16 protein-coding genes are annotated in these 20,677 nt (G+C 37.0%); 2 read left to right on the top strand and 14 right to left on the bottom strand.

What is annotated here, in order from left to right:
- Positions 1-375 precede the first annotated feature (375 nt).
- Together IGJ04_RS14385 and IGJ04_RS14380 are read right to left on the bottom strand one after the other, a co-directional pair.
- Complete coding sequence (locus IGJ04_RS14385; protein WP_025186595.1) at positions 376-1,425, bottom strand: oxidoreductase; 1,050 nt, start codon at positions 1,423-1,425, stop codon at positions 376-378.
- A gap of 24 nt (positions 1,426-1,449) precedes the next feature.
- Positions 1,450-2,883, bottom strand: coding sequence for a glycoside hydrolase family 1 protein (locus IGJ04_RS14380; RefSeq protein WP_438840308.1), 1,434 nt, complete (start codon positions 2,881-2,883; stop codon positions 1,450-1,452).
- A 242-nt stretch (positions 2,884-3,125) separates the two neighbouring features.
- Between IGJ04_RS14380 and IGJ04_RS14375 the strand changes: the two genes are divergently transcribed.
- Together IGJ04_RS14375 and IGJ04_RS14370 are read left to right on the top strand one after the other, a co-directional pair.
- Positions 3,126-3,839 carry a GntR family transcriptional regulator gene (locus IGJ04_RS14375; RefSeq protein WP_002363775.1) on the top strand — a complete coding sequence of 238 codons (714 nt, stop codon included), beginning with the start codon at positions 3,126-3,128 and terminating at the stop codon, positions 3,837-3,839.
- A 270-nt stretch (positions 3,840-4,109) separates the two neighbouring features.
- Positions 4,110-4,640: a DUF5067 domain-containing protein gene (locus IGJ04_RS14370; protein ID WP_002384665.1), complete on the top strand. Its 531-nt coding sequence runs from the start codon at positions 4,110-4,112 to the stop codon at positions 4,638-4,640.
- Positions 4,641-4,672: 32 nt separating this feature from the next.
- Here the strand turns inward: IGJ04_RS14370 and IGJ04_RS14365 are convergent, their stop codons facing one another.
- The 12 genes from IGJ04_RS14365 to IGJ04_RS14310 form a co-directional block, all read right to left on the bottom strand.
- Complete coding sequence (locus IGJ04_RS14365; RefSeq protein ID WP_002363772.1) at positions 4,673-5,638, bottom strand: LacI family DNA-binding transcriptional regulator; 966 nt, start codon at positions 5,636-5,638, stop codon at positions 4,673-4,675.
- A 15-nt stretch (positions 5,639-5,653) separates the two neighbouring features.
- Positions 5,654-8,929, bottom strand: a complete 3,276-nt coding sequence (locus IGJ04_RS14360) for a GH36-type glycosyl hydrolase domain-containing protein (protein ID WP_016627165.1) — start codon at positions 8,927-8,929, stop codon at positions 5,654-5,656.
- A gap of 17 nt (positions 8,930-8,946) precedes the next feature.
- Entirely contained in the window at positions 8,947-11,097 is a 2,151-nt protein-coding gene (locus IGJ04_RS14355) for a glycoside hydrolase family 3 N-terminal domain-containing protein (protein ID WP_033626810.1), read from the bottom strand.
- Between the two features lie 4 nt (positions 11,098-11,101).
- Positions 11,102-11,866, bottom strand: a complete 765-nt coding sequence (locus IGJ04_RS14350; RefSeq protein WP_002357896.1) for an endonuclease/exonuclease/phosphatase family protein — start codon at positions 11,864-11,866, stop codon at positions 11,102-11,104.
- Entirely contained in the window at positions 11,847-12,764 is a 918-nt protein-coding gene (locus IGJ04_RS14345; protein WP_002382200.1) for an acetylxylan esterase, read from the bottom strand. Before IGJ04_RS14345 ends, IGJ04_RS14350 begins: the two co-directional genes overlap by 20 nt.
- Positions 12,757-13,350 carry a DUF624 domain-containing protein gene (locus tag IGJ04_RS14340; protein ID WP_002357898.1) on the bottom strand — a complete coding sequence of 198 codons (594 nt, stop codon included), beginning with the start codon at positions 13,348-13,350 and terminating at the stop codon, positions 12,757-12,759. The genes IGJ04_RS14345 and IGJ04_RS14340 overlap by 8 nt, the downstream gene beginning before the upstream one ends.
- A 56-nt stretch (positions 13,351-13,406) precedes the next feature.
- Complete coding sequence (locus IGJ04_RS14335) at positions 13,407-15,005, bottom strand: sugar ABC transporter substrate-binding protein (RefSeq protein ID WP_438840307.1); 1,599 nt, start codon at positions 15,003-15,005, stop codon at positions 13,407-13,409.
- Positions 15,006-15,022: 17 nt separating this feature from the next.
- Positions 15,023-15,904, bottom strand: a complete 882-nt coding sequence (locus tag IGJ04_RS14330) for a carbohydrate ABC transporter permease (protein ID WP_002357901.1) — start codon at positions 15,902-15,904, stop codon at positions 15,023-15,025.
- A 14-nt stretch (positions 15,905-15,918) separates the two neighbouring features.
- Positions 15,919-16,830: an ABC transporter permease gene (locus IGJ04_RS14325; RefSeq protein ID WP_002382199.1), complete on the bottom strand. Its 912-nt coding sequence runs from the start codon at positions 16,828-16,830 to the stop codon at positions 15,919-15,921.
- 291 nt (positions 16,831-17,121) lie between these two features.
- Positions 17,122-18,012, bottom strand: a complete 891-nt coding sequence (locus IGJ04_RS14320) for a metallophosphoesterase (RefSeq protein WP_002384670.1) — start codon at positions 18,010-18,012, stop codon at positions 17,122-17,124.
- A gap of 257 nt (positions 18,013-18,269) precedes the next feature.
- On the bottom strand, positions 18,270-18,944 hold the full coding sequence (locus tag IGJ04_RS14315) for an AP2 domain-containing protein (protein WP_002397195.1): 675 nt from the start codon (positions 18,942-18,944) through the stop codon (positions 18,270-18,272).
- Entirely contained in the window at positions 18,895-20,385 is a 1,491-nt protein-coding gene (locus IGJ04_RS14310) for a helix-turn-helix domain-containing protein (protein WP_331457902.1), read from the bottom strand. The genes IGJ04_RS14315 and IGJ04_RS14310 overlap by 50 nt, the downstream gene beginning before the upstream one ends.
- Positions 20,386-20,677: the final 292 nt, after the last annotated feature.

Genomic DNA, 20,677 nt, shown 5'->3' with positions numbered 1-20,677 from the left:
AATTATTGTCTTTTTCACCCGAATCTTGCTTAGAAAAAACGAGTTAAAAATTAATTTTTTCTCATAACAAGCCTTTTTCTCTTTGAAAAATTATTTTATGAAGTATACTAATATTAACTATAAAGTAGTTTACTTGCATTTATACTGGATATTCGATATCCTATTTAAGGCTCTTCAATTGAGCGAGCATCACAAAAGACATTTTAGTAGCAATTCTTGGGGAAGTAGTGCTACTAAGATGTCTTTCCTTTTTTTATTTTTACTAACAATATACGTTTCTTATATTAAAATTCACAATTCTTTATAAATAAAAGCGCCTGCCCCACAGTTGTCTGGACTGTGGGGCAGGTGCTTTTCAAGTCATTTAAACACGCTTTAGTTTTCTTTCAAACGATAAACACTTGGACTTGGGTTAAGGAAACCTGCTTCTAAAATTTCGATGTTAGTTAATGCTTGCTCTTCAGTTACTAGTTGCGGTGCACCATTTTTCAACGTTTCATAAACGGAATCATAATAGCGACCGTAATCACCTATAGGCGTTTTAATTTGTTTTTTAATCCAGTCGCCATTGCCATTACGGTAGGTCACTTCTCCATAATACATTGGTGAATCTTCTCCAAAGCCTGGTGCATCTGGCATGATTCCGGCTTTTAAATCATTTTCTTGTTGATCTTCGCCATATTTGATGAACGAGCCATTGCTGCCATGAACAATAAAACGTGGATACGGACTAGCGACAGAATGATTCGTTTTAACTTTTACTTTTAATTTTGAACCATAATGTAAATCAACGTCAAAATAATTATCGACTGCCTCGCTCACTTCATTATTACGAATATCATAAGTGACTTGATCTGGACGCCCGAAAAGAGCAATCATGCGATCCATTAAATGAATGCCTAGTCCGTAAAACGAACCATTTTCTTTAGGTCCTTGTTCCGTGATACTTCCTGGTCGATAATAATCAATATGCGTTTCCACTTCATTGATTTCTCCTAAAAAGCCTTGCTCTACTACTTGCTTCATCGCTAGGTAATCGCCGTCGAAACGTCGATTTTGATAAGGCATCACTACTACCCCTTTTTCTTGCCCTAATGCAAATAATTCCTCTGCGTGTTCTAACGTATCACAAAATGGTTTTTCCACAATCACTGATTTACCAGCTAAAATGGCTTGTTTGGCTAAATCATAATGTGTATGCGCAGGCGTACAGATTGTGATCAATTCAATTTCTGGATCCGTCAATAATTCATTAAGGTCAGTGGTAAAATTTACGCCTTTTTCTTTAAAGGGCGCCGCTGCTTTTTCATTAACATGTAAATCGAAAATTGTTTTCACTTCTAGTGTTTCTCGAATCATTACGTAAGGTAAATGGTAACGATTGGCACTTTTACCAAATCCAATAAACCCCATTTTTACTGTCATATTTTCCACACTCTTTTCTTATAATTAGATAAGTCCATTTGTTTCAATGACTTTTTGATACCAATAATAACTGTCTTTCGGGATTCTTTCTAAGGAACCTTTTTGTGTTTCATCTTGATCCACATAGACAAAACCATAACGCTTTTGATAGCCGTTAAGCCACGACAGTAAATCGGTGTAACTCCATGTACAATAACCAATAACTGAAACGCCATCCGTAATCGCCTCTTGAATCGCTTGGATATGGCTTCGCAAATAATCAATGCGATACGTATCATGAATTTGTTTATCTTCTGTTAAGGTATCATATTCGCCTAACCCATTTTCAGTAATTAAAATAGGCACTTGATAGCGACTAGCTAATCGTCGTAAGGCAATTCTCAAACCTTGCGGGTCAATGGCCCAATCCCAGTTCGTTCGTTCAACATATGGATTATTTACTTTTTTAAATAGACCCGGTACCCCAGATTCCGTTTCAGAACCCTTTTCACCCGTTGTATTCATCTTCCCTATTCCAACACCATCTAATGGATTAGCAGCAACCGTATCCGTCCGATAATAATTAATACCTAGAAAATCAGGCTTGGCTGAACGTAGTAACGCTAAATCGCCCTCTTTTATCGTTGGGGCCACATCTTGCTCCTGTAAGTAATTTAATGCGGCAATTGGGTATTCTCCCCAAAGATAGACATCCAACCAAAAATGCGACAACAAATCTTCTGCATTTTCTGCCGCCAAAACATTGGCAGGATGCGCATCAACGGCATAAACAGGCGTATAAGCAAAGCTAGGGCCAATTTTGCCAGGCATTTCTAATTCATGAAACGCATTAATCACTGCTGCATTGGCTAAATTAGCAATATGATTGGCCTCATACATCCGTTTATTATCTGTTACGCCGGGAGGATGCACGGCTAATTGATAACCTAACGAAGTAAACACATTTTGTTCATTTAAACTAATCCAATAGCGAACTTTGCCACGGAAAGCGTCAAATAAAATTTTCGCATAGGCCACAAAATCATCAATAATTTTTCTTGATTCCCAGCCACCATATTCTTTTTGCAAAACAGCTGGCAAATCCCAATGATACAAAGTTACCATTGGTTCAATTCCTGCCGCTAATAACTCATCAATTAAATCTGAATAAAATTTCAGTCCCGCTTGATTTACTCGACCACGCCCTTCAGGTAAAATTCGTGTCCATGCAATCGAGAAACGATATGCTTTTAAACCTTGTTGTTTCATTAAAGCCACATCTTCTTTGAAACGATGATAATGATCGACGGCTAAATCGCCAGTTGTCTCTTTGAACGTTTTTCCTGGTAGCCGAACAAATTCATCCCAAACAGATGCGCCTTTGCCGTCTTCATTCCAAGCACCTTCCACTTGATAAGCTGCCGAAGCAGAGCCCCATAAAAAATCTTGCGGAAATGCTTTTAGTTGATGATGTTCCATTGTCATACCTCCCTCTTTTCTGTGCTACCCTTTTATTGTAAAAGGTTTTCACAAAAAGTACCAATCAGATCAATAAGTTCTTCTGTTTACTTTTAAAACTATATAGTTTTAAAAAGAATAAGTCAACTACTTTTATTTAAGTACTTGATTATTAAGTGGTTACGTTAAAAATAAATATATAGTTTTAACACGTTAAATTCATGGTATAATGAGAGAAATACTGGTGATAAAGGAGGACTCTGATGCGGACAAATACACGTTATAAAGAAATTTATGCAGCTATAAAACAGGATATTGAAGCAGGTGTTTATCCAATTAATCAAAAGTTACCCCAAGGTCGTCTTCTTGCAGAAAAATATCAGGTCAGCGAACTAACCATTACAAAAGCCTTACATTTGCTTGTGCAAGAAGGTTATGTTGTCAGACGACGTGGCTCGGGCAGCTTTGTTCAAGACTTTCAAAATCGAACCATTACTAAATTTTCTCCGTTAACCGGCACTTACTCAACCTACGATGGAAAAGTTGAATCCGTGGTTTTAGGCTTTGCAACAGAAGTACCTGAGCCTTGGGTGACTGAAAAATTAAGTATTACAGAAGAAGAGTTAGTCTACAAAATTATTCGCTTACGGATTATCGAAGATGTGCCCTCAATTATTGAATACACTTGGATGCCCGTTGCTTTAATTCCGAACTTGACAATGAAAGAATTGAAAGTCTCCATTTATCAATATATTTCGGAACAATTGCATCAAAAAATTCAAAGTGCGCGGGTCAGCATTTCTGGGATTCGTCCTTCTCCGTTGGAAAAAAAATATTTAAACTTAACCGATAATGATTTCCTGATGCGTGCAGAACAAATTGCTTACCTAGGCAATGGGCATATTTTTGAATACTCAATTGCGAATCATATTCCTAGTGAATTCACTTTTGAAACTGTCTTAATTGCAGAAAAATAGAAAACTTTTATGTTGCCATTTCTCATTTCTAACAAAACGATCTCTTTACTTTGAGCCAATACTTTTTGTTAGAAATGTTTTTCTGCTAGTTAAAAATATTTTTCAAATTATATTTCCAAACATGAATTTTGATAAAAGTATTGCTATTTACTAGAACTACGATTAAAATATTGCTTGTAGCACTCTTTTTAATATAGATACAAGCAATTTGTTTTTTACATAGTCAATTAACCAAAGTGAGGACTTTATATGAGGAAACCCTACATTTTAATGAGCTTACTCGTTCTAAGTACCTTATTAAGTGCTTGTTCAACTGTAAGTGGCAGCCCAGCAAGTCAAAGTGCGCCCGCACCTGATGAAGTGTTGGCGACAAGTATTGGGACGTATGAAAATCGAACATTGTTGGTTCCAGATGGGCGTTTAGCCTTAACTGCCTTGCATAAAGGAAAAGATTATCAAGGCAAACCAATGTTTTATGTCCTGTTTGAATTAACCAATACAACCGAAAAAACACAAAATATTCAGCTAATGATTCAAAGTTTTATGGAAGTTAGTCAAACTGTCCACGGAAAAGCCCAAAATTTACAATATGCAGTCTTAACAGATTCACCTTTCCAAGACAAATTAGATCGTTTAGCAGATGAAATCAATCCTGGTGAAACAATCCAAGGCGCTTACCCGTATGAATTTATTAATGAGAACAAGCCGGTCCATTTTAAATTTAGAGATCGCCTTCTCAGTCTGGATGAACCCATTGCATCAGAAGAAATTACCATTACAGAAAAAAGTTTGGTCCGCTAGCTTAGCTAGCATTGGACCAAACTTTTTATTTATTATTCAGACGGAAAAGATTCTCCTTCTATAAAACGTGTGTAAATGTGTTCGCTCTCAGCAGCTTCTCCCCGCATTAAATGAATAATTTTCTCTGCAGCCACCATGCCCCATCGATGTTTAGAATAGGCAATTGTTGCTAATCGCGGTTGCACAAACGCACCTAGTTCAGAATTATCAAAACCAATAATCCGAATGTCTTTCCCCATTTGGTAATTTGTTTCTGCAACATATTTATAGACACCAATCGCCATTTCATCATTAAAAGCAAAAACATCGACTGGTTCTGTCTGTGGTTGACTCAAAATTTTTTTAGCAGCCGCATAGCCAGAAGGTTCGGTAAAATCGCCTTGGATAATTTCATAAGGTATCCCAAAACGAGTTAATTCTCGTGTACTAACAGCCAATCGTTCTTGGCTATCATAACCTTTTTCTGGTCCAGAAAGCAGAAGAACTTTTTTTGAACCCACATTGACAAATTGCTCAATTGCCTGCGTGGCACCGCCACGATTATCCAAGAGAACTTGCCGAATATTCCTATGTTCAGTGGTTCGATCAAGGACAACGATCGAATGGCCTCGTTCAGCAAACTTTTCAATTTCTTTTGTTGGAAATGTCCAATCTAAAATAATTGCCCCATCCACCATTTTTTCAGGAATGAAAAGATGTGACTTTTTACCGCTGCAGACAATCATCTCATAATCAAACAGTGCTAAGCCTTTCTTAATCCCCTCCAACAATTCACCATAAAAACTACCGCCATAATCGGCCAAATAGACACCAATAATATTGGTTTGACGACGTTTTAATGTGCGAGCGGCCATGTTAGGAACATAGTTTAGCTCTTCAGCAATTGCTTGGATGCGCGTTCGTGTTTCTTCAGTTACCTTTGAACTACCATTCAATGCGTAAGAAACGGTCGAGATTGATACGCCTGCTTTTTTTGCAATATCTTTAATTCCTACCATGGACTACTCTCCTTTCTAATGGTAAATTTCAATAACACTTGCTTCATTTAATAATGAAAGCACCTCGTCTTTTTGAACTTCTATTCCCCCTTCTCGATAAGGGTTTTCTTCAAACTTAAACGGAACTTCTTGACCATCGATAACTATTTTCGCTGACTGATTTGGATAAAATTTATATGTGACAGGTTTATCAAACAATTGGTAAGTTAGTGTTAAACCAGACAATTTTTCTGGTAACATGGGATCAAAAACCACACTTTGGGCCTTTTGCCGAATCCCTAAAACAGCTGTAATTAATTGATTTAAATAAATTCCCGGCCCGCTTGAATAAATTCGCCAACCACCTTTTACCCCAATACTTCCATCTTTTAGTTTACCAAAATTTTCTTGTGATTCATACCTTGTTTTAAAATCGCCATCGGAACTACTAAAATAGGCATTGGCTTGGCGTAACTCTGCATTGTGTACCACTTCTTTTAATTGAACTGGATTGATTTGCATTAATGCTTGCCAGGTTTTGTCTCGCTGACCAATTTTCGCCATCGCTTCTGTATAGCGAATGTGCGCATGAACATACTGTAAGCCAATTTCGCGACCAAAATTAGCCGCCTGTTCTGCTCGTTTAAAATTAGTGCTCACACCGCCTCGATAGTTCGCTGGTTTGTTCATTAAGCGCACGCCATCAGGAAACGTTAATTCTTTTTCAATAATTTCTAAATGATGACTTACTTGTTCCGGTGTTAATAATTCAGCTAACATACTACGAGTCATTGGCAATAATCGATATTGAATTCCTGTTTTTTGGTCATTTGGGTGAATCATTTGTTCAAAAGTTTCTGGCGTTTCCATATAAATAAACCCTGGAATCGTTTCATCCGCCAACATATATTTTTGAAAATCGTTCTTTATTCCTGCGACTAAAATTGTTAAGTGCTGACTATAAGTAGCATCGATTTCCGTAATTAAAGCCGCAAATTTTTTCAACACTTGATACGTTAAGGCAACGGTCCAACTACTAGCCATTTGCTCTTTAAGACGATTATCATAAGGTTGTAACGTGTCATCCCAATCGCCGTCACCGTAACAGGATAGAAAAGTTTCTGGTAAAAAATGTTGTTCAATATAATTTATTTCTTTTTTCAAATGTTCAAATAAAGATGCTGTTTCTTTTGTTTTGTGATTATCTTTGCGACTTGTATAAGGGATTTCCGTAGCTAAGATTGAATAATCTGCAGTTTGTTCCAAATAATCAGTCACTACTTTCAATGGCCAGACGATAATATCGCCATGGCTTTCACTGGCTTTTTGTTCTTCGTATCGGTCAAACATAAACCATTGCGGCCAGTTGCCATCGTCCTCAAATTGATTTTCAAATAGATGCTGAATAATGGAGGCCACGATCTTAGGCTGTTGCGTCGCAAAGAAAAATTCTGTCGGTCCTTGCGACACATCTCGTGTGCCCCAAGCTGCTCCACCATATTGTTCTAAGCCATGTGGCGACAAATAATGAACGAGCATATTATGAGTATACCAACGAGTTAATTGATTCATTTGCTGCACACTTGAGTCTGTGTGTGTTAACTCAAAATGATGCAACAAGCCATTAATGAATGCCAAATATTGACTTTCTGCTTTTTCAAAATCTAATGGTGTATTAACTAATGCTTGGTCCTCTATACTGCCCGTAATAAGTAGTGAAAATTTTTGGGTCTTTTCGATTGCCAAGACTAATAAGTCCGCTTCAGCTCCACCAAATAATGTGCTATCGGTTACTTGAAATGATTTATCAACTGTCAATGCATAGGTTAGTTCTGGGTAATAATTTTCTGTAGCAGAATGATTTCCCGTCACTCGAAGCGTTTTGCCAGCTTGTTCTAATTGATAGGTTGGTACTTCTTCCGGTCCTAATAACAAATGGTTAGAAACAGCCCACATATATACATCCTTTTGACTGGTCACTTCCAATTGAATCACTCTTGAATCAGGCGAAGTGAAAGTGCGTACACGAATTGTATCCTTTGGCAACTTATAATACCAAGTAGCAGAGTTCAACCCCATTTCAAAAGCAGAAGGCATTGTTAGTAAGCGCCATAAGCCATTCTCTAAAATGTAGATTCGTTGACCAGAGCGTTTCATAACGTTTAAAGCGTTTCGGCTATTACTCATTAATTTGTTCATGGTCGTATTTCCTAAAACTACTTGTGAATTGAAAATGCCATACATATACACTGTCGTACTAAGCAAAGGTTCATCAACCGTTAAGCCTTTACCACTTAATAAAATGTGGCCATGCGCTCTTTCCATGGCAATTTCTTTTTCTTGAAGAACAACATGATGGTAATTTTCCGTGAAAAAGGAATACGTCTGACCTCCTACTTTTTCAATTTGTGTCTGAAGGGGATAAAGTGCGGCCAATTCTTCTTCTGTTAATGGATTTCCTGTGATAGGTTCTCCTAAAAGTTTCGGAGGATAGTCCTGTGTTCCTTCTAATGAATCGAATGTCACAGTTTCATAAATAGCTTGTAAGGCTTCTTTCGATAAAAAAGGTTCAGCTAATGCTTGCGGATGTGTTTCTGTTACCGCACCATAAAAAACAAATTCCTTACTTTCATTCGTTAATTGGACGGCTTCCGTTTGTAAAGCGGTGTAAGCAAATTCATATTGATAGACTTCATTTGCTAAATATCTTTTCCCCAATGCTTCTGGTGTGTTTGTTTGTTTAAATGAACGTCCGAAAAATTGATAGCCGTCCGTTGAGTAGCCTACTAATTTTTGAAAACTCCCTTGAATAAGGGCTGGAAACTTCTCATTTTGCGGTTGATTTTGTCTTGATAAAACAACAAGCTCTTCGCCCTCTTGCCAAATGTGATGATCAAGATACTGCGACACATACGCTTCATTTGACTGAACAGCTCCTTTTGTCGCTAAGCCAATATCTTGACCATAAACAATATCTACTAAACCAGTTCCAGTGACATTAACCCGCCAGAACCATTGATTGCTTGGTCCCAAACGAAAGTCAACTTGGTAACGAACCGCTTCAAATTCGCCCCGCCACGTCAATTGGTTATCTGAAAGATAAAAATCACTTTGACTGTTGGAACCAATCATTGGTCGATAATTAATTGTGTCCCCTGTAATTATCCGCAAATAGAGTTGGTTCATACTGCCGTCTAAAGGATTACCTTCTAATTGATTAATCATCATGCCACAGCTACTCAATTCTTTTAAATCACCTGTCTCTAGAAATGTAGCGACTGTGTCTGCTTGCTTAAGCTTCTTTATCTGCATAACTTATCCTTCCCATCTTATTCATTTAACGTGACTGTTGCGGTTTGTACATCGCGACTATTTCCACCAATCATTACGATAAATTCACCTGCATCACTGGTTACCTGATTGTCTGAATGAACATAGCGCACCATATCCTCTGAAAGAAGAAACTGAACTTCTTTTTCTTCCTTTGGTTCCAGCCAAACTTTTTGAAAATCTTTTAACTCTTTAATTGGGCGAACCACTTGTCCCACCAAATCACGTACATAAAATTGCACGGTTTCCTCTCCAGCGATTGGACTGTCATTTCTTACTAAAACAGAGACCGTGACTGGTTCTTCTTTGGTAAATGTTAATGCACTTAGTTGAATTGGTTGATAAGAGAAATGACTATAACTTAAGCCAAATCCAAAGGGATATTTAGCGTAATTAGAGACATCTAAATATTTAGAAACATATTTTTCTTCTGGTGCTGACTCATAAGGGCGCCCAGTATTGTCGACATTGTAAAAAATTGGCACTTGACCAACCGTTTCTGGAAACGACATACTTAAACGACCACTTGGATTGTACTGTCCCCACAAAATTTCTGCTAGCGCATTGCCCCCTTCTGTTCCAGGTTGCCAAGCTTGCACAATTCCTTTTGCAACATCTATCCCTTGTAAATCTAAGGGCCGGCCACTGTAGACCGTGACAACAACATTGGGATTTTTCTCAATAATTTGTGCCACTACTGCTAATTGTTTTTCGGGTAGACGAATATCACTGCGGCTGGCAGCTTCCCCACTCATCCAATCTGTTTCGCCTAGTGCCACTACTACTTTATCTGCTTGACTAGCTAATGTTAAAGCCTCTTCAATGGCCGCCACGGTCGGTTCAAAGTAATCAAAGGGTTCTTGGGCAACTAGGAGATTTGTAGTTAATTTTTGGGCACCAGCCACGAGGGAAATGGCTTCTTCTTTCTTTCCTTGCCATGACCAAGCCCCTAAAATATCTTGTGATTGGGCCCCTGGGCCGACAAGCGCGATTTTTTCTTGCGGCGTAAAAGGCAAAATATTTTCATTTTTTAAAAGAACCATTGATTTTTGAGCAATCTTTTTAGCTATTTCTCGATGTTCTTTGCTTAAAATCACTTCTGCTTCCGCTTGTTCATCCGCACCACGATAGGGATTTTCAAATAAGCCTAGCTCATTTTTTAGTTTTAAAATTCGCATAACTGCTTCATCAATAAGTGTTTCAGCAATCCGGCCTTCTTCAAGTAATTCTTTTAAATAATCTGGATAACACGTGGTCATCATTTCAATATCTACACCAGCTTTGATAGCCAATTCTGCCGCTTGTTTTTCATCTTTGGCAACGCCATGAGGAATTAATTCTTTAATCGCTCCCCAGTCTGAAATCACAACCCCTTCAAATCCAAATTCATTTCGTAATACGTCTCTAAACAGCCATTGGTTGCCTGTAGCAGGAATCCCATCCACTGTATTGAAGGACGTCATGACAAGTTTTGCACCCGCATCTAATCCAGCTTTATAGCCAGGTAAATACATTTCTCTTAGCTGCCGTTCAGACATATCTACCGTATTATAATCCCGACCAGCTAAGGCACCACCATATGCCGCAAAGTGCTTCACGCACGCGGCTACTCGCCAATTGTCTTCTTTTAAATTTTCTCCTTGGTAACCTCTAACCATTGCAGCAGCTAAGCGGCTGTTGAGTAATGGATCTTCACCTGTTGACTCCATGACACGTCCCCAACGTGGATCGCGCACTAAATCAACCATTGGTGAAAAGGTTACATGTAATCCTGAAACAGCAGCTTCTTTTGCTGAAATCTCCGCCATTTTTTCAACCGCTGCTTCATCCCAAGTGCTTCCTAAAGCCAAAGGAATCGGAAAGATGGTTCTGAAACCATGAATAATATCCGCCATTAAAAGTGTTGGAATATTTAATCGATGATTTTGCATATATTCTTTTTGAACACGTTTTGCTTCATTTGCACCGGAAACACCCAATGTTGTCCCCGCCGTATCAATCGTTTCTTGACTTAGTCCTAGCTCTGACATAGGGCCGGTCTTTTCTTCTGCTTTATCTGAATAAAACGCTGCTGCTAATTGTAATAATTGATTAATTTTCTCATCAATTGTCATTTCTTCGACTAATTGAATCAGTTGATTTTCTTTCATACTCTCACCTTTCTTCAATACATACTTCTGCTTCTAAAGGAAAATGGTCGGAGGGAAAACGTCCATCAATACTATCTGTTAAACTTGCGGTTTGCTGTACTTGCCAACCTTTTACATAAATATAATCAATTTCTTCTAATTCCGCCCAAGGTTTTGTGTAAGTAAAATTTTGAAATGTTCCTCTTGGGCCATAATGAGTAGCTAAATTTTTGCTATCTTGAAATTTTTTTTGAACAAGTTGATGAACCTCTTCCCCCGACTCTGCATTAAAATCGCCCATTAATAAAGTTGGATACTGTGCAATTTTGTCATGTAACTCCTCTAAGATAACGGTCATTCCTGCTAAACGAGCATGAGCTGAAATATGATCCAAGTGAACATTGATGACTAAAAAAGGCGTATTTTGAGTCGTTTCCTTAAATAGTCCCCACAAAGCAATTCTTGGACAGCCAGCTTCAGGATGGATACTTGGCTGCTGAGGTGTTTCAGATAACCAAAAATACCCTGTATCAATAGCCTGAATTTTTTGTTCGTTATAGAGAATCGCTAGTCCTTCTCCTTGACCATCCCCTTCTCTTTCCGCAGAAAGACAGGTGAATGTTGTATACGCCTTTAAATCCCTGACTTGATTCGGTCGTACTTCTTGAATACAACAAAGGCTCCAATCATGAAAATTGATTAACTGACAAACAGCCTCTTTACGAAAAGACCATTGCCAATCTTGGTCATACTCTGTATCTACCCGGACATTATACGTAGCTATTTTCATTTTTAACCTCCTGCAATAGTTGTTGAATTTGACGCATTTCACGACGGATCTGGGTTGTTTCACCGCCACCATGACCTTTTTTCCAATATACTCTGACTGCTTTTCTTGCCTTTATCTGATGATAAGAAGGGAAAAAATCTTTCATTGGACATATCGGATCGTGACTCCCAACAGAAGCAAAGACTGGATTTTTAATTTGCGAAACAAAGTGACGACTATCAAAATAAGGAAGAACCGCGGCAATTTTTTCATGCGCTTGAGGATGCTCTTGTAAGTACTGATGAATAATTTGATACGAACCCGTTCCTTCTGCTACTCGATTTTCTAAACAAGAATGACTTGGAACATCTGCAAAAGTAGCTAAAATCGGGAAGTCGACTAAACTGTTCACCATTAACACTACGCCACCCCCTTGGGAACCACCACGAAGAATGATTTGGTCCTGATTAATTTCAGTAAAGGTACGCACCACTTCTACGCTACGTAAATGGTCGGCAAACAAGCGGCGTTGGTACCAATCTTCTTTGTCTAGAAATCCTCGTCCCATTGGTGCTTCATGCCAAATTGTTTGATATGGCACGCGATCTTTGGTTAATCCCCCTTGACCTCGATTATCAATGACAAAACAAGCACAACCAATTTGTGTCCAATGAGCAAATTGCCAAGGTTCTTGAATATGATTCATATAGCCTAAACAGTCAATCACTATTGGCTGTTTCCCCGCCGTTTTAGGAAGTAACAAATAGCCAAAGATGCGCTCACCTAGGAAACTTAAAAAGTCGACCTGTTCCACTTGAACATTTTCCAATGGATAGTCAATGACCCGCCGATGGATATCTAGCGGTATTTTTTGAAGTTCTTCCTTGGTCTTTTGCCAAAACTCAAAATACTCATTCATGTTCCACACCTAACACTTTCTGAAAAAACGCAACTTGAAGAAAAGCCGTTGTCCCGAATCCTAACGCAATATATAAAAACAAATTAAGCTTATAGAAAAAAACAAACGTTAAAAGAGGTAAAATAAACAAAATAATCGCATTTGCACTATTACTTAAGACCACATAAACCGTCTCACCTAGTGTCTTTTTAACGGACCAATTAAAAACGGAAAAGAGAAAAAGAAAACTCGTCAAAAATAATGCAACAAAACTTAATAGAAAAATAGCTAAGAAACCTAAACTAGTGGCTATTTTAAATAAACTTGTTACGACAATACCGCCCAGTAAAAAAGCAACGAACAAGACACCTGTTAAAATAAAACCTCGCATGATGTTATTTTTTAATGCTGTCCAAAACGTTCGCAAAACAGGAATATCTTTTTCACGATACAAACGATAGATCGTTCGATACAACGCAATTAAGCCGACACCGCTAAAGATGCCTGTTATACAGGTAATTAAAAAGAGAAAATTAATAATGATCAAGTTGGCAATAAAAGAAAAAATCCGATAATACCAACCTTCATATGCAAATAACTTATTCATATTAAAAGAGAAAAGCGGATTTCTCGTTGCTTTATCCGCTTTTCTCTCCTCCTCTCTTACTTAAGTTTGTCTCTGTTTTCCGCCATTTTCTCAGATTTTATTTTTTCAATTGCATCCCATTTATTTGATTTTAAGAATGCTTTGTAGTCTTCTAAAGATTTGTCAAAGGCTGTATCATCTTTCGCACGAATCATTGAAATAACGGTTGTATTTAGTTTGGTTTCAATCGCTTCATTCGCCCGAGCTTCCGGCGTTCCCGCATCTGGATTAATATTTTCAATTACGAAATGTGGGACTAATTTTCCTTTGCCCCATTCTTGCATTTGCGTTAAAGCACTTTCCATTGGCACTTTTAGTTTATTAACACGGTCATTGTTAAAGTATAGGAAACGACTAATGCCATATTTTTTGTTATAGGCATCATTGTCTGTTTGTTCTAATTTTTTCACTTCTGGTAAATAATCAATTTTTCCTTGATCATTGTACGCATAAGTAACTCCTTCAACGCCATATTTTGTTAAAATTTGTCCCGGTTCATCAATTAAATATGTGAACAGTTGAGTGACTTTCGCTGGATCTTTCGCATCTTTCGTAATGTAATTACTTAACCAACCTGAAATGCCGGTTTGATTTAATGTTGGTTTTCGGCCAGAAGTGCTACTTGGTCCATCAATGGCTATATAACGTGTGCCAGATTTTTTCATAAATTCTGTGAAGTTCCCACCTTGACCACTGGTTCCGGCAACGAGCATGGTTGCATAATTTCCTTGTTTCACTTTTTCATCAAACGTCGCCCCATCATCTGTGAAGCTATCATCACTAATATTGCCTGCTCGGTAAACATCATTAAATGTTTTTAACCATTCTAAGTATTCTTTATCTAAATTTCGATCATAGTATTTACCATTTTTATCCTCTAAAGGAACACCTAAGAAGTCTTGTAATTTGTCTAAAAATGGTCCTGCACCATCGCCCACTGTGGTGAAGCCCATTGGGGTCATCTCAGGATATTTTTCTTTAATCTGTTGCATGACTTTTTCAAAATTTTCTGGTGTTGAAACGTCTGGCTTGCCTAATGCATTATAGACATCTTCACGAATAACAAAATTATCATTTACTGGGATATTTCCACTTTCATAATCCGCTTTTGTATTAGAGTAATTAGGGTAACCATATGTTTTTCCATCCTCTAAGGCATACCATTTAAACGTATCTTGGTTAACAATTTTCATTAAATAGGGGTCATATTTTTTAGCTAAATCGTTTAAAGAATAGGCCCAAGAATCTGCTTTCAATGCTGCTTGTCCAGTTTTTTCAGTTAATGTCACGATATCAGGCATATCTCCACTTGAAATCATGGCATTTAATTTTGAATCATCGCCGGAAATAAATTCAATATCCACATTTAAGTCTTTTTTAATCTGCGCAGTGGTCACGTCTTTTCCAAAAGGCAGCGCCGTCCAATCTGAGTTAATATACCATTTAATCTTGGTCGGTTCTTTCTTCTTATCTAACTTCCAAGCAGGCGTCTTTTCATCTAATTCATACCGATCCTTAATTGAGACATCTGAGCTAGCTTTCTTTTCCCCACCGCTACATGCCGCTAAACTAACGACCGCCGTTGCCACCAATAAACCGCCTAAAACTTTTTTCATATTGTTCCCTACTTTCTTTATTCTTTTACTGCACCGGCCATCATACCGCCGATAAAGTGTTTTTGTAGTAATGGATAAATGATTAAAATTGGTATCGTTGTAATGACAATTGTTGCCAGCTGAACACCACGTGTCGTTGCCTGCACCACCATATCTGTACTGCCGCTCTCTGTCATGGTACTCAAGTTGGATTGAACAATAATTTCATAAATTTTCATCTGCAATGGATACAGATATTCTTTGGTAATATATAATTTCGTGGTCATAAAGTCATTCCATTGACCAACCCCATTAAATAAAATGATGGTGGCTAATGCCGGTTTTGTTAAAGGTAAAAAGATTTTATAAAAAATTTGAAACTCACTGGCGCCGTCTATTTTGGCGGATTCTTCTAAAGATGGTGGAATTTCTCGGAAAAAGTTCATTAAGATAACTACATCATAATAGCTAAATAAAGCTGGAATGATATATACCCAGAAGGTATCTAAGAGTCCTAATGACTTAATCAAAAGATACGTGGGAATCATGCCCCCACCAAAGTACATTGTAATAACACCCATCGTTGTATAAATGTTACGCCCGACTAGTCTAGATTTACTAAGTCCATAGGCGACAATCGCACAGAACAGTGTATGCGTCGACGCACCGATGACTGTTTTTAAAACAGAAATCAAAAACGCTCGCGGAATGCTACTATCCGAAAAAACTTTCCGATAATTTTCTAGCGTAAATCCTTTCGGCCATAAAACCAAGCCTTTACCGGCTAAACCCGAACTTGACGAAACTGAGGAAACTAAAATATTCCAAATTGGCACGATAATTAATAAAGAAAACAACACAAGAATTAACGTATTGAAAAAGTAAAACCATTTGTTTTCTTTTGATTTTCTTTTAATCACAGCTGTTGCCTCCTTTATAAAATAACCGACCGACCATTGTTCATTTTTCTAGTAATGCGATCTGTAATGACTAATAAAACAATTGAAATAACAGAAATCCCTAAACCAACTGCCGTCGCATAAGAAAAGTCCCCTTGCGTTAGCCCCATACGATAAACAAATGAATTAATTACTTCTGATTTGTTTTGGTTTTGAGCATTCATTAAAACCAACGTTTGATCTAAGTTCGATCCCAATAAACCGCTAACATTTAGAATTAAGTTCAACGAAATAATCGGCGCTAATAAGGGCAAAGTAATCGTTCGGATTTGTGTTAATTTTGAAGCACCATCAATTCTCGCTGCTTCATAAAACGTTGGATCAATGCGAGACATGCCAGCAAGATAGAGAATCGTGCCCCAACCTACTTCTTTCCACAAATCAGAAAGAACAGCAATCCACCAATACTTATCAGGATCTAACAAATGATTGACGCCCTGATTCATTAAGCCTAACGACATCATGACTTGGTTGATAAAGCCATTTGTTGAAAGCCACGAAATCAACATCCCGCCTAAAACGATCCAAGAAAAAAAGTGCGGAATATAAGAAATTGTCTGAATCACTTTTTTTAAATGTCCATCTCTCATTTCAAAAATCATTACCGCTAAGATAATCGGAATAGCGAATCCTAAAAAAAGTTTCATTAAACTAATCGCTAAGGTATTACGAACTGCTTCCCAAAAAAAACTATCTTCCATAATGATTCGAAAATTTTCAAGTCCAACCCATGGTGCAGAAGAAACCGTGTCAACAATCGTATAATTTTTAAAAGCAATGATAATTCCATAAATTGGAATGTAGTTAAAGACAATCATGAATGCTACACCCGGAAGTACCATCCAATGCAATTGCCGCTGATCATAAAACTTTTTTAGTTTTTTCATAAGCAGGGTTCCTTTCTTTTTAGTGAAACGTTTCTACAAACAGATTATACATTCACTTCAAACAGTTGTAAACCCTTACATTATGGTTTTATTTAAAAATAACAGCATTAAAAAGCGCTATAGACCATTTATAAAGAAATTGTTTTCCCTGCTTCTTTTTCCATAAAAATACTCTTTTCTAGATATTTTAAAGCATTTTATAGAAACGTTTCACCAAAATATGAACATCTTTTTCTTAAAAATAATTCTGTTAAATAACAGAAAAAAGTCTGGTCGGATTGACCAGACTTTTTAAATATAGATAGTAAAATGTGTAATTTCAGGGATCACCCCAAAACGGGCATGAATGGCGGTCGTTCCTAAGCCTGTATTAACATATAGTTGCGTTTCTTGGTCCAACTGATACAATCCTCTGGTATACTTTTCTGCTAAAACATTTGTGATTGGATAAAAAGGAATCCAAATTTGTCCGCCATGGCTATGTCCTGCTAAAACTAACTGTGTACCCGTACCAACAAATGCATCCGCGACATCTGGTTCATGGGTCATTAATAACGCATAGTCATACGTTTCTCGATAGGATAATGTTTCTGAAACGGAAGGATTTCCTAATAACGAGTCATCTAAACCACCAATAAAAAGACGGCGTCCATCTGCTAAGGTTACTGTTTCTCCTTGGTTTTTCATAACGGTAAAGCCACTGGCCTCCATGACTTCATCATACACCGCAGAAGCACCGCCACCATAATCATGATTTCCCCAAACTGCATATTTTCCAATTGTCGCTTGTAACTGTTTTAACTTTTCAATCATCGGTTCTTTTTGTTGCGGATTTTTGGCATAATTGTCAAATAAATCACCTGTAAAAACGATAATATCTGGTTTTTCACGATTGACTTTTTTTATGACTTTATCTAACCGCTTCGTCTCATAAAATTCTGAAACTTGTATATCCGAAAGTTGCACAACATTCAATGGTTCTCGTTGATTTTTCTTTCCCAAAGTCACCTGATTAACGTGAACTAAATTCGGCTCAATCTTCCACGCATAGATTGGGAGTGCGATAATTAAGAAAAAAAATAAGAGCATTATACTTAAACCAATTTTTTTAACCACATCACTCGCTCCTTTCTTTTCTTTGATTTCCGAAGACTTAGTATAGAGAAAAATCTTCTTAACCACAATCTAAAACAAAGGAAATTAAGGCTTTGTTAAACAACCTAAAGAATTTCCACAATCTCTTATCCTTTTCTTAGCTTTTTTATAAAAAAAGCTAGATAATTTCATCTGTCGATGAAATTATCTAGCTAGAACATTCTTCTCTTAATGATGATGTTTTCGAAACGTTTGATAACCAATTAAGCAAAATAAAATCCCCAATAAAATCATTCCAGTTACTGAAAATAAGCCTGCTAACATCTTTCGCATCCTCTCTGTTGCTAAACTTCCTTATTTGTAGTCACTATTTCTTGTTGTAAAATTGGTTGAAATAGACGACGTTCTGCTAATTTTCTTGCTAAAATTGCTTCACTTTTTTTCGTAAAGATACCTAAGTTATGGCGCTTGCCTTTTAAAGAGATATAAGCCAGCCATTTCCCAGAAGCGGTCTGGCTCACTCCTTTGTGTCCACTGCTATTATTTTTGGGGCGTTTACTTTGTAACTTCCCTGGAATTACGCCAGCAACTCTTTGTCGGTAATCCTTCTTTTTACGATGACCGCAACTTTTGGTATGGCCATTCAACAAATTTTCACAGCGAACCCAGCAAGATTGTCCGCACGAACACAGACAATACGCTTTCATTGTCTGTTGAATACTTTCAATCCGTACCACGACTAATTCATGATAGTTTTTTTTCAACATTGTTTGATAGCGATGGTGAGCACATTTCGTTCGATACCCACGAATTAGTTGTCTTCTTGAAGCTTCTGCATAGCTCCCACAAGAACAGCGACAGGCCCAAACAATCAGCCCTTCTTTTCTTTTTGCCGTTGGTGCTACTACTGTCAACTCACCAAACTTTTGACCAGTTAAGTCTTTATAGTTAACTGCTTGTCTCAATTGACTATCCTTCGTATTCTTGTTCTCGCCACATCTTGATTGGGTCTCTCTCATAGTGCTCATTTTTCTGAGTCTCTCCCTTTCTTAGTTCTCTGACTACCTCAGCAAATACTTGCCAATCTTTTGTTTCCGGCAAATGACGCCATGTCAATTGACGACACCGTACTTTCGAACTATAAAAATCGGACAAATACAAATCGGTTTCTAAGGTTAATTTGTGATCAATCATAACATCCATATAATTGAAAGAAGCAATAATTTTTGCAATAAAGCGGTTATAATCCTCCCCACCAGAAAAATCAACAAATACATGAATCGTTTTTTCAATTGCGCAAAAAGAACGATCATTTAACAAACAAAACATAAAATCATAGTATAGATGCACGCGTTCATACATTAAAAATCGTTTTTGATGCAGCGACTCTGTCTTTTGTATAAAACCATCTAAGGCGCGATGAATTTGAGGAAACCGCTCTTCAAAGAAACTGCTCTGCTTGGCGGGAATAAATGCAGCCACTGAAAAGTATAGGCGGTCCCAGCGATAACAAATCAACTTTAATTTTTCTTTTGTTTCCACCGTAATTCGCTTTTCAAAGAAAGGAATAACACTATTCATATGATCAATAAATTCGTCTAACATGGTTAACTTATCTGGAAAAACAATCGGACTATCAATGTATTCATTTAAACTTAAAAAAAGAAAAATATATGAAGTCTCTTTGCCAAAATCCTCTTTAAAAAGAGGGGTTTCGCTTGTATAAATTTTTTCAAACGCATGCTGTAAACAGCTAGGCACATGAACTTCCGTAAAAGAGTCCACTACATGATCAGAAAATACACGAAAACGTTGGATCGTTAAAAGAATAAATAGTTGTGCGCTTTGATTAAGACTAAACGTTCTTTGATACATCAGTTGTAAATCGTTTATAAATCGTTTAATGCCAGGACTATTTTCCATCAAAATGTTAGGCAGCCTTTCTTGATTACTTCCATAAAAATAATACAAGCATTGAAAACAAAAACTTCGGATATTTTTCTCTTCTCCAACCAAGCCTGTTGACTTTAATTTAATATGCCAATTAGCTAAAATCAGATTTAGTTTATACGAGAAGGCATAAATTTTGCTTTTGCTCATAAAATGAATTTGAGAAAATTCTTGAATCGTGTGCTTTTGATAGAGGCCCACATCAAGAAGCAACTTGGCCATTAGTGATTGATCAAAATAATATTTTCTTAAGGCTTGATAATCAATTTGCGATAATTTTTGCGCACTAATCAGTCCTTTAGCTGGAAAAAGAATTTGACTCCTTGAAGAAATCTGTGTACATTCATAATTTATTTGACGGCACAACGATTCTAACTTTTGAGTGGATAAATCAAAATATCCATAAAATTCTTCTTTTAATAATGGACCTTCACTATTCATAAAAGTTTGATAAATAAGTAATTTATCTCGGAATTCTTGGTCTAATAATTCATCTAACAAAGTAGTCACATTTTCAACTCCAAACTATCACGCCTTAAGTATCTATTTTTTTAACAAGACGTGAGTGTCAATCTTGCTTATTTTTTCCACAAATTTAAAAATGATTCTTTCAATATTTAGGAATCTTCATAGAAAAGTATTATTTTAACCAAAAAAAGCCCCCTTGCGTCACCAAGGAGGCTTTTTTTGTTATTTTTTTACTTTAAATTTAAAGAAAAGCTGATTTGTTTGACTAATTTTCTGTTTCTTTTCTAGCCTATTCGTCAAAAATGATTGAAACTTTTGGTTCGTCTTCTATACT

It is taken from the genome of Enterococcus sp. AZ050 (genome assembly GCF_051715085.1).
Taxonomy (GTDB): domain Bacteria; phylum Bacillota; class Bacilli; order Lactobacillales; family Enterococcaceae; genus Enterococcus; species Enterococcus faecalis.
Note: the sequence above shows the minus strand (reverse complement) of the source record. Positions and strands in the feature narration are given on the sequence as shown.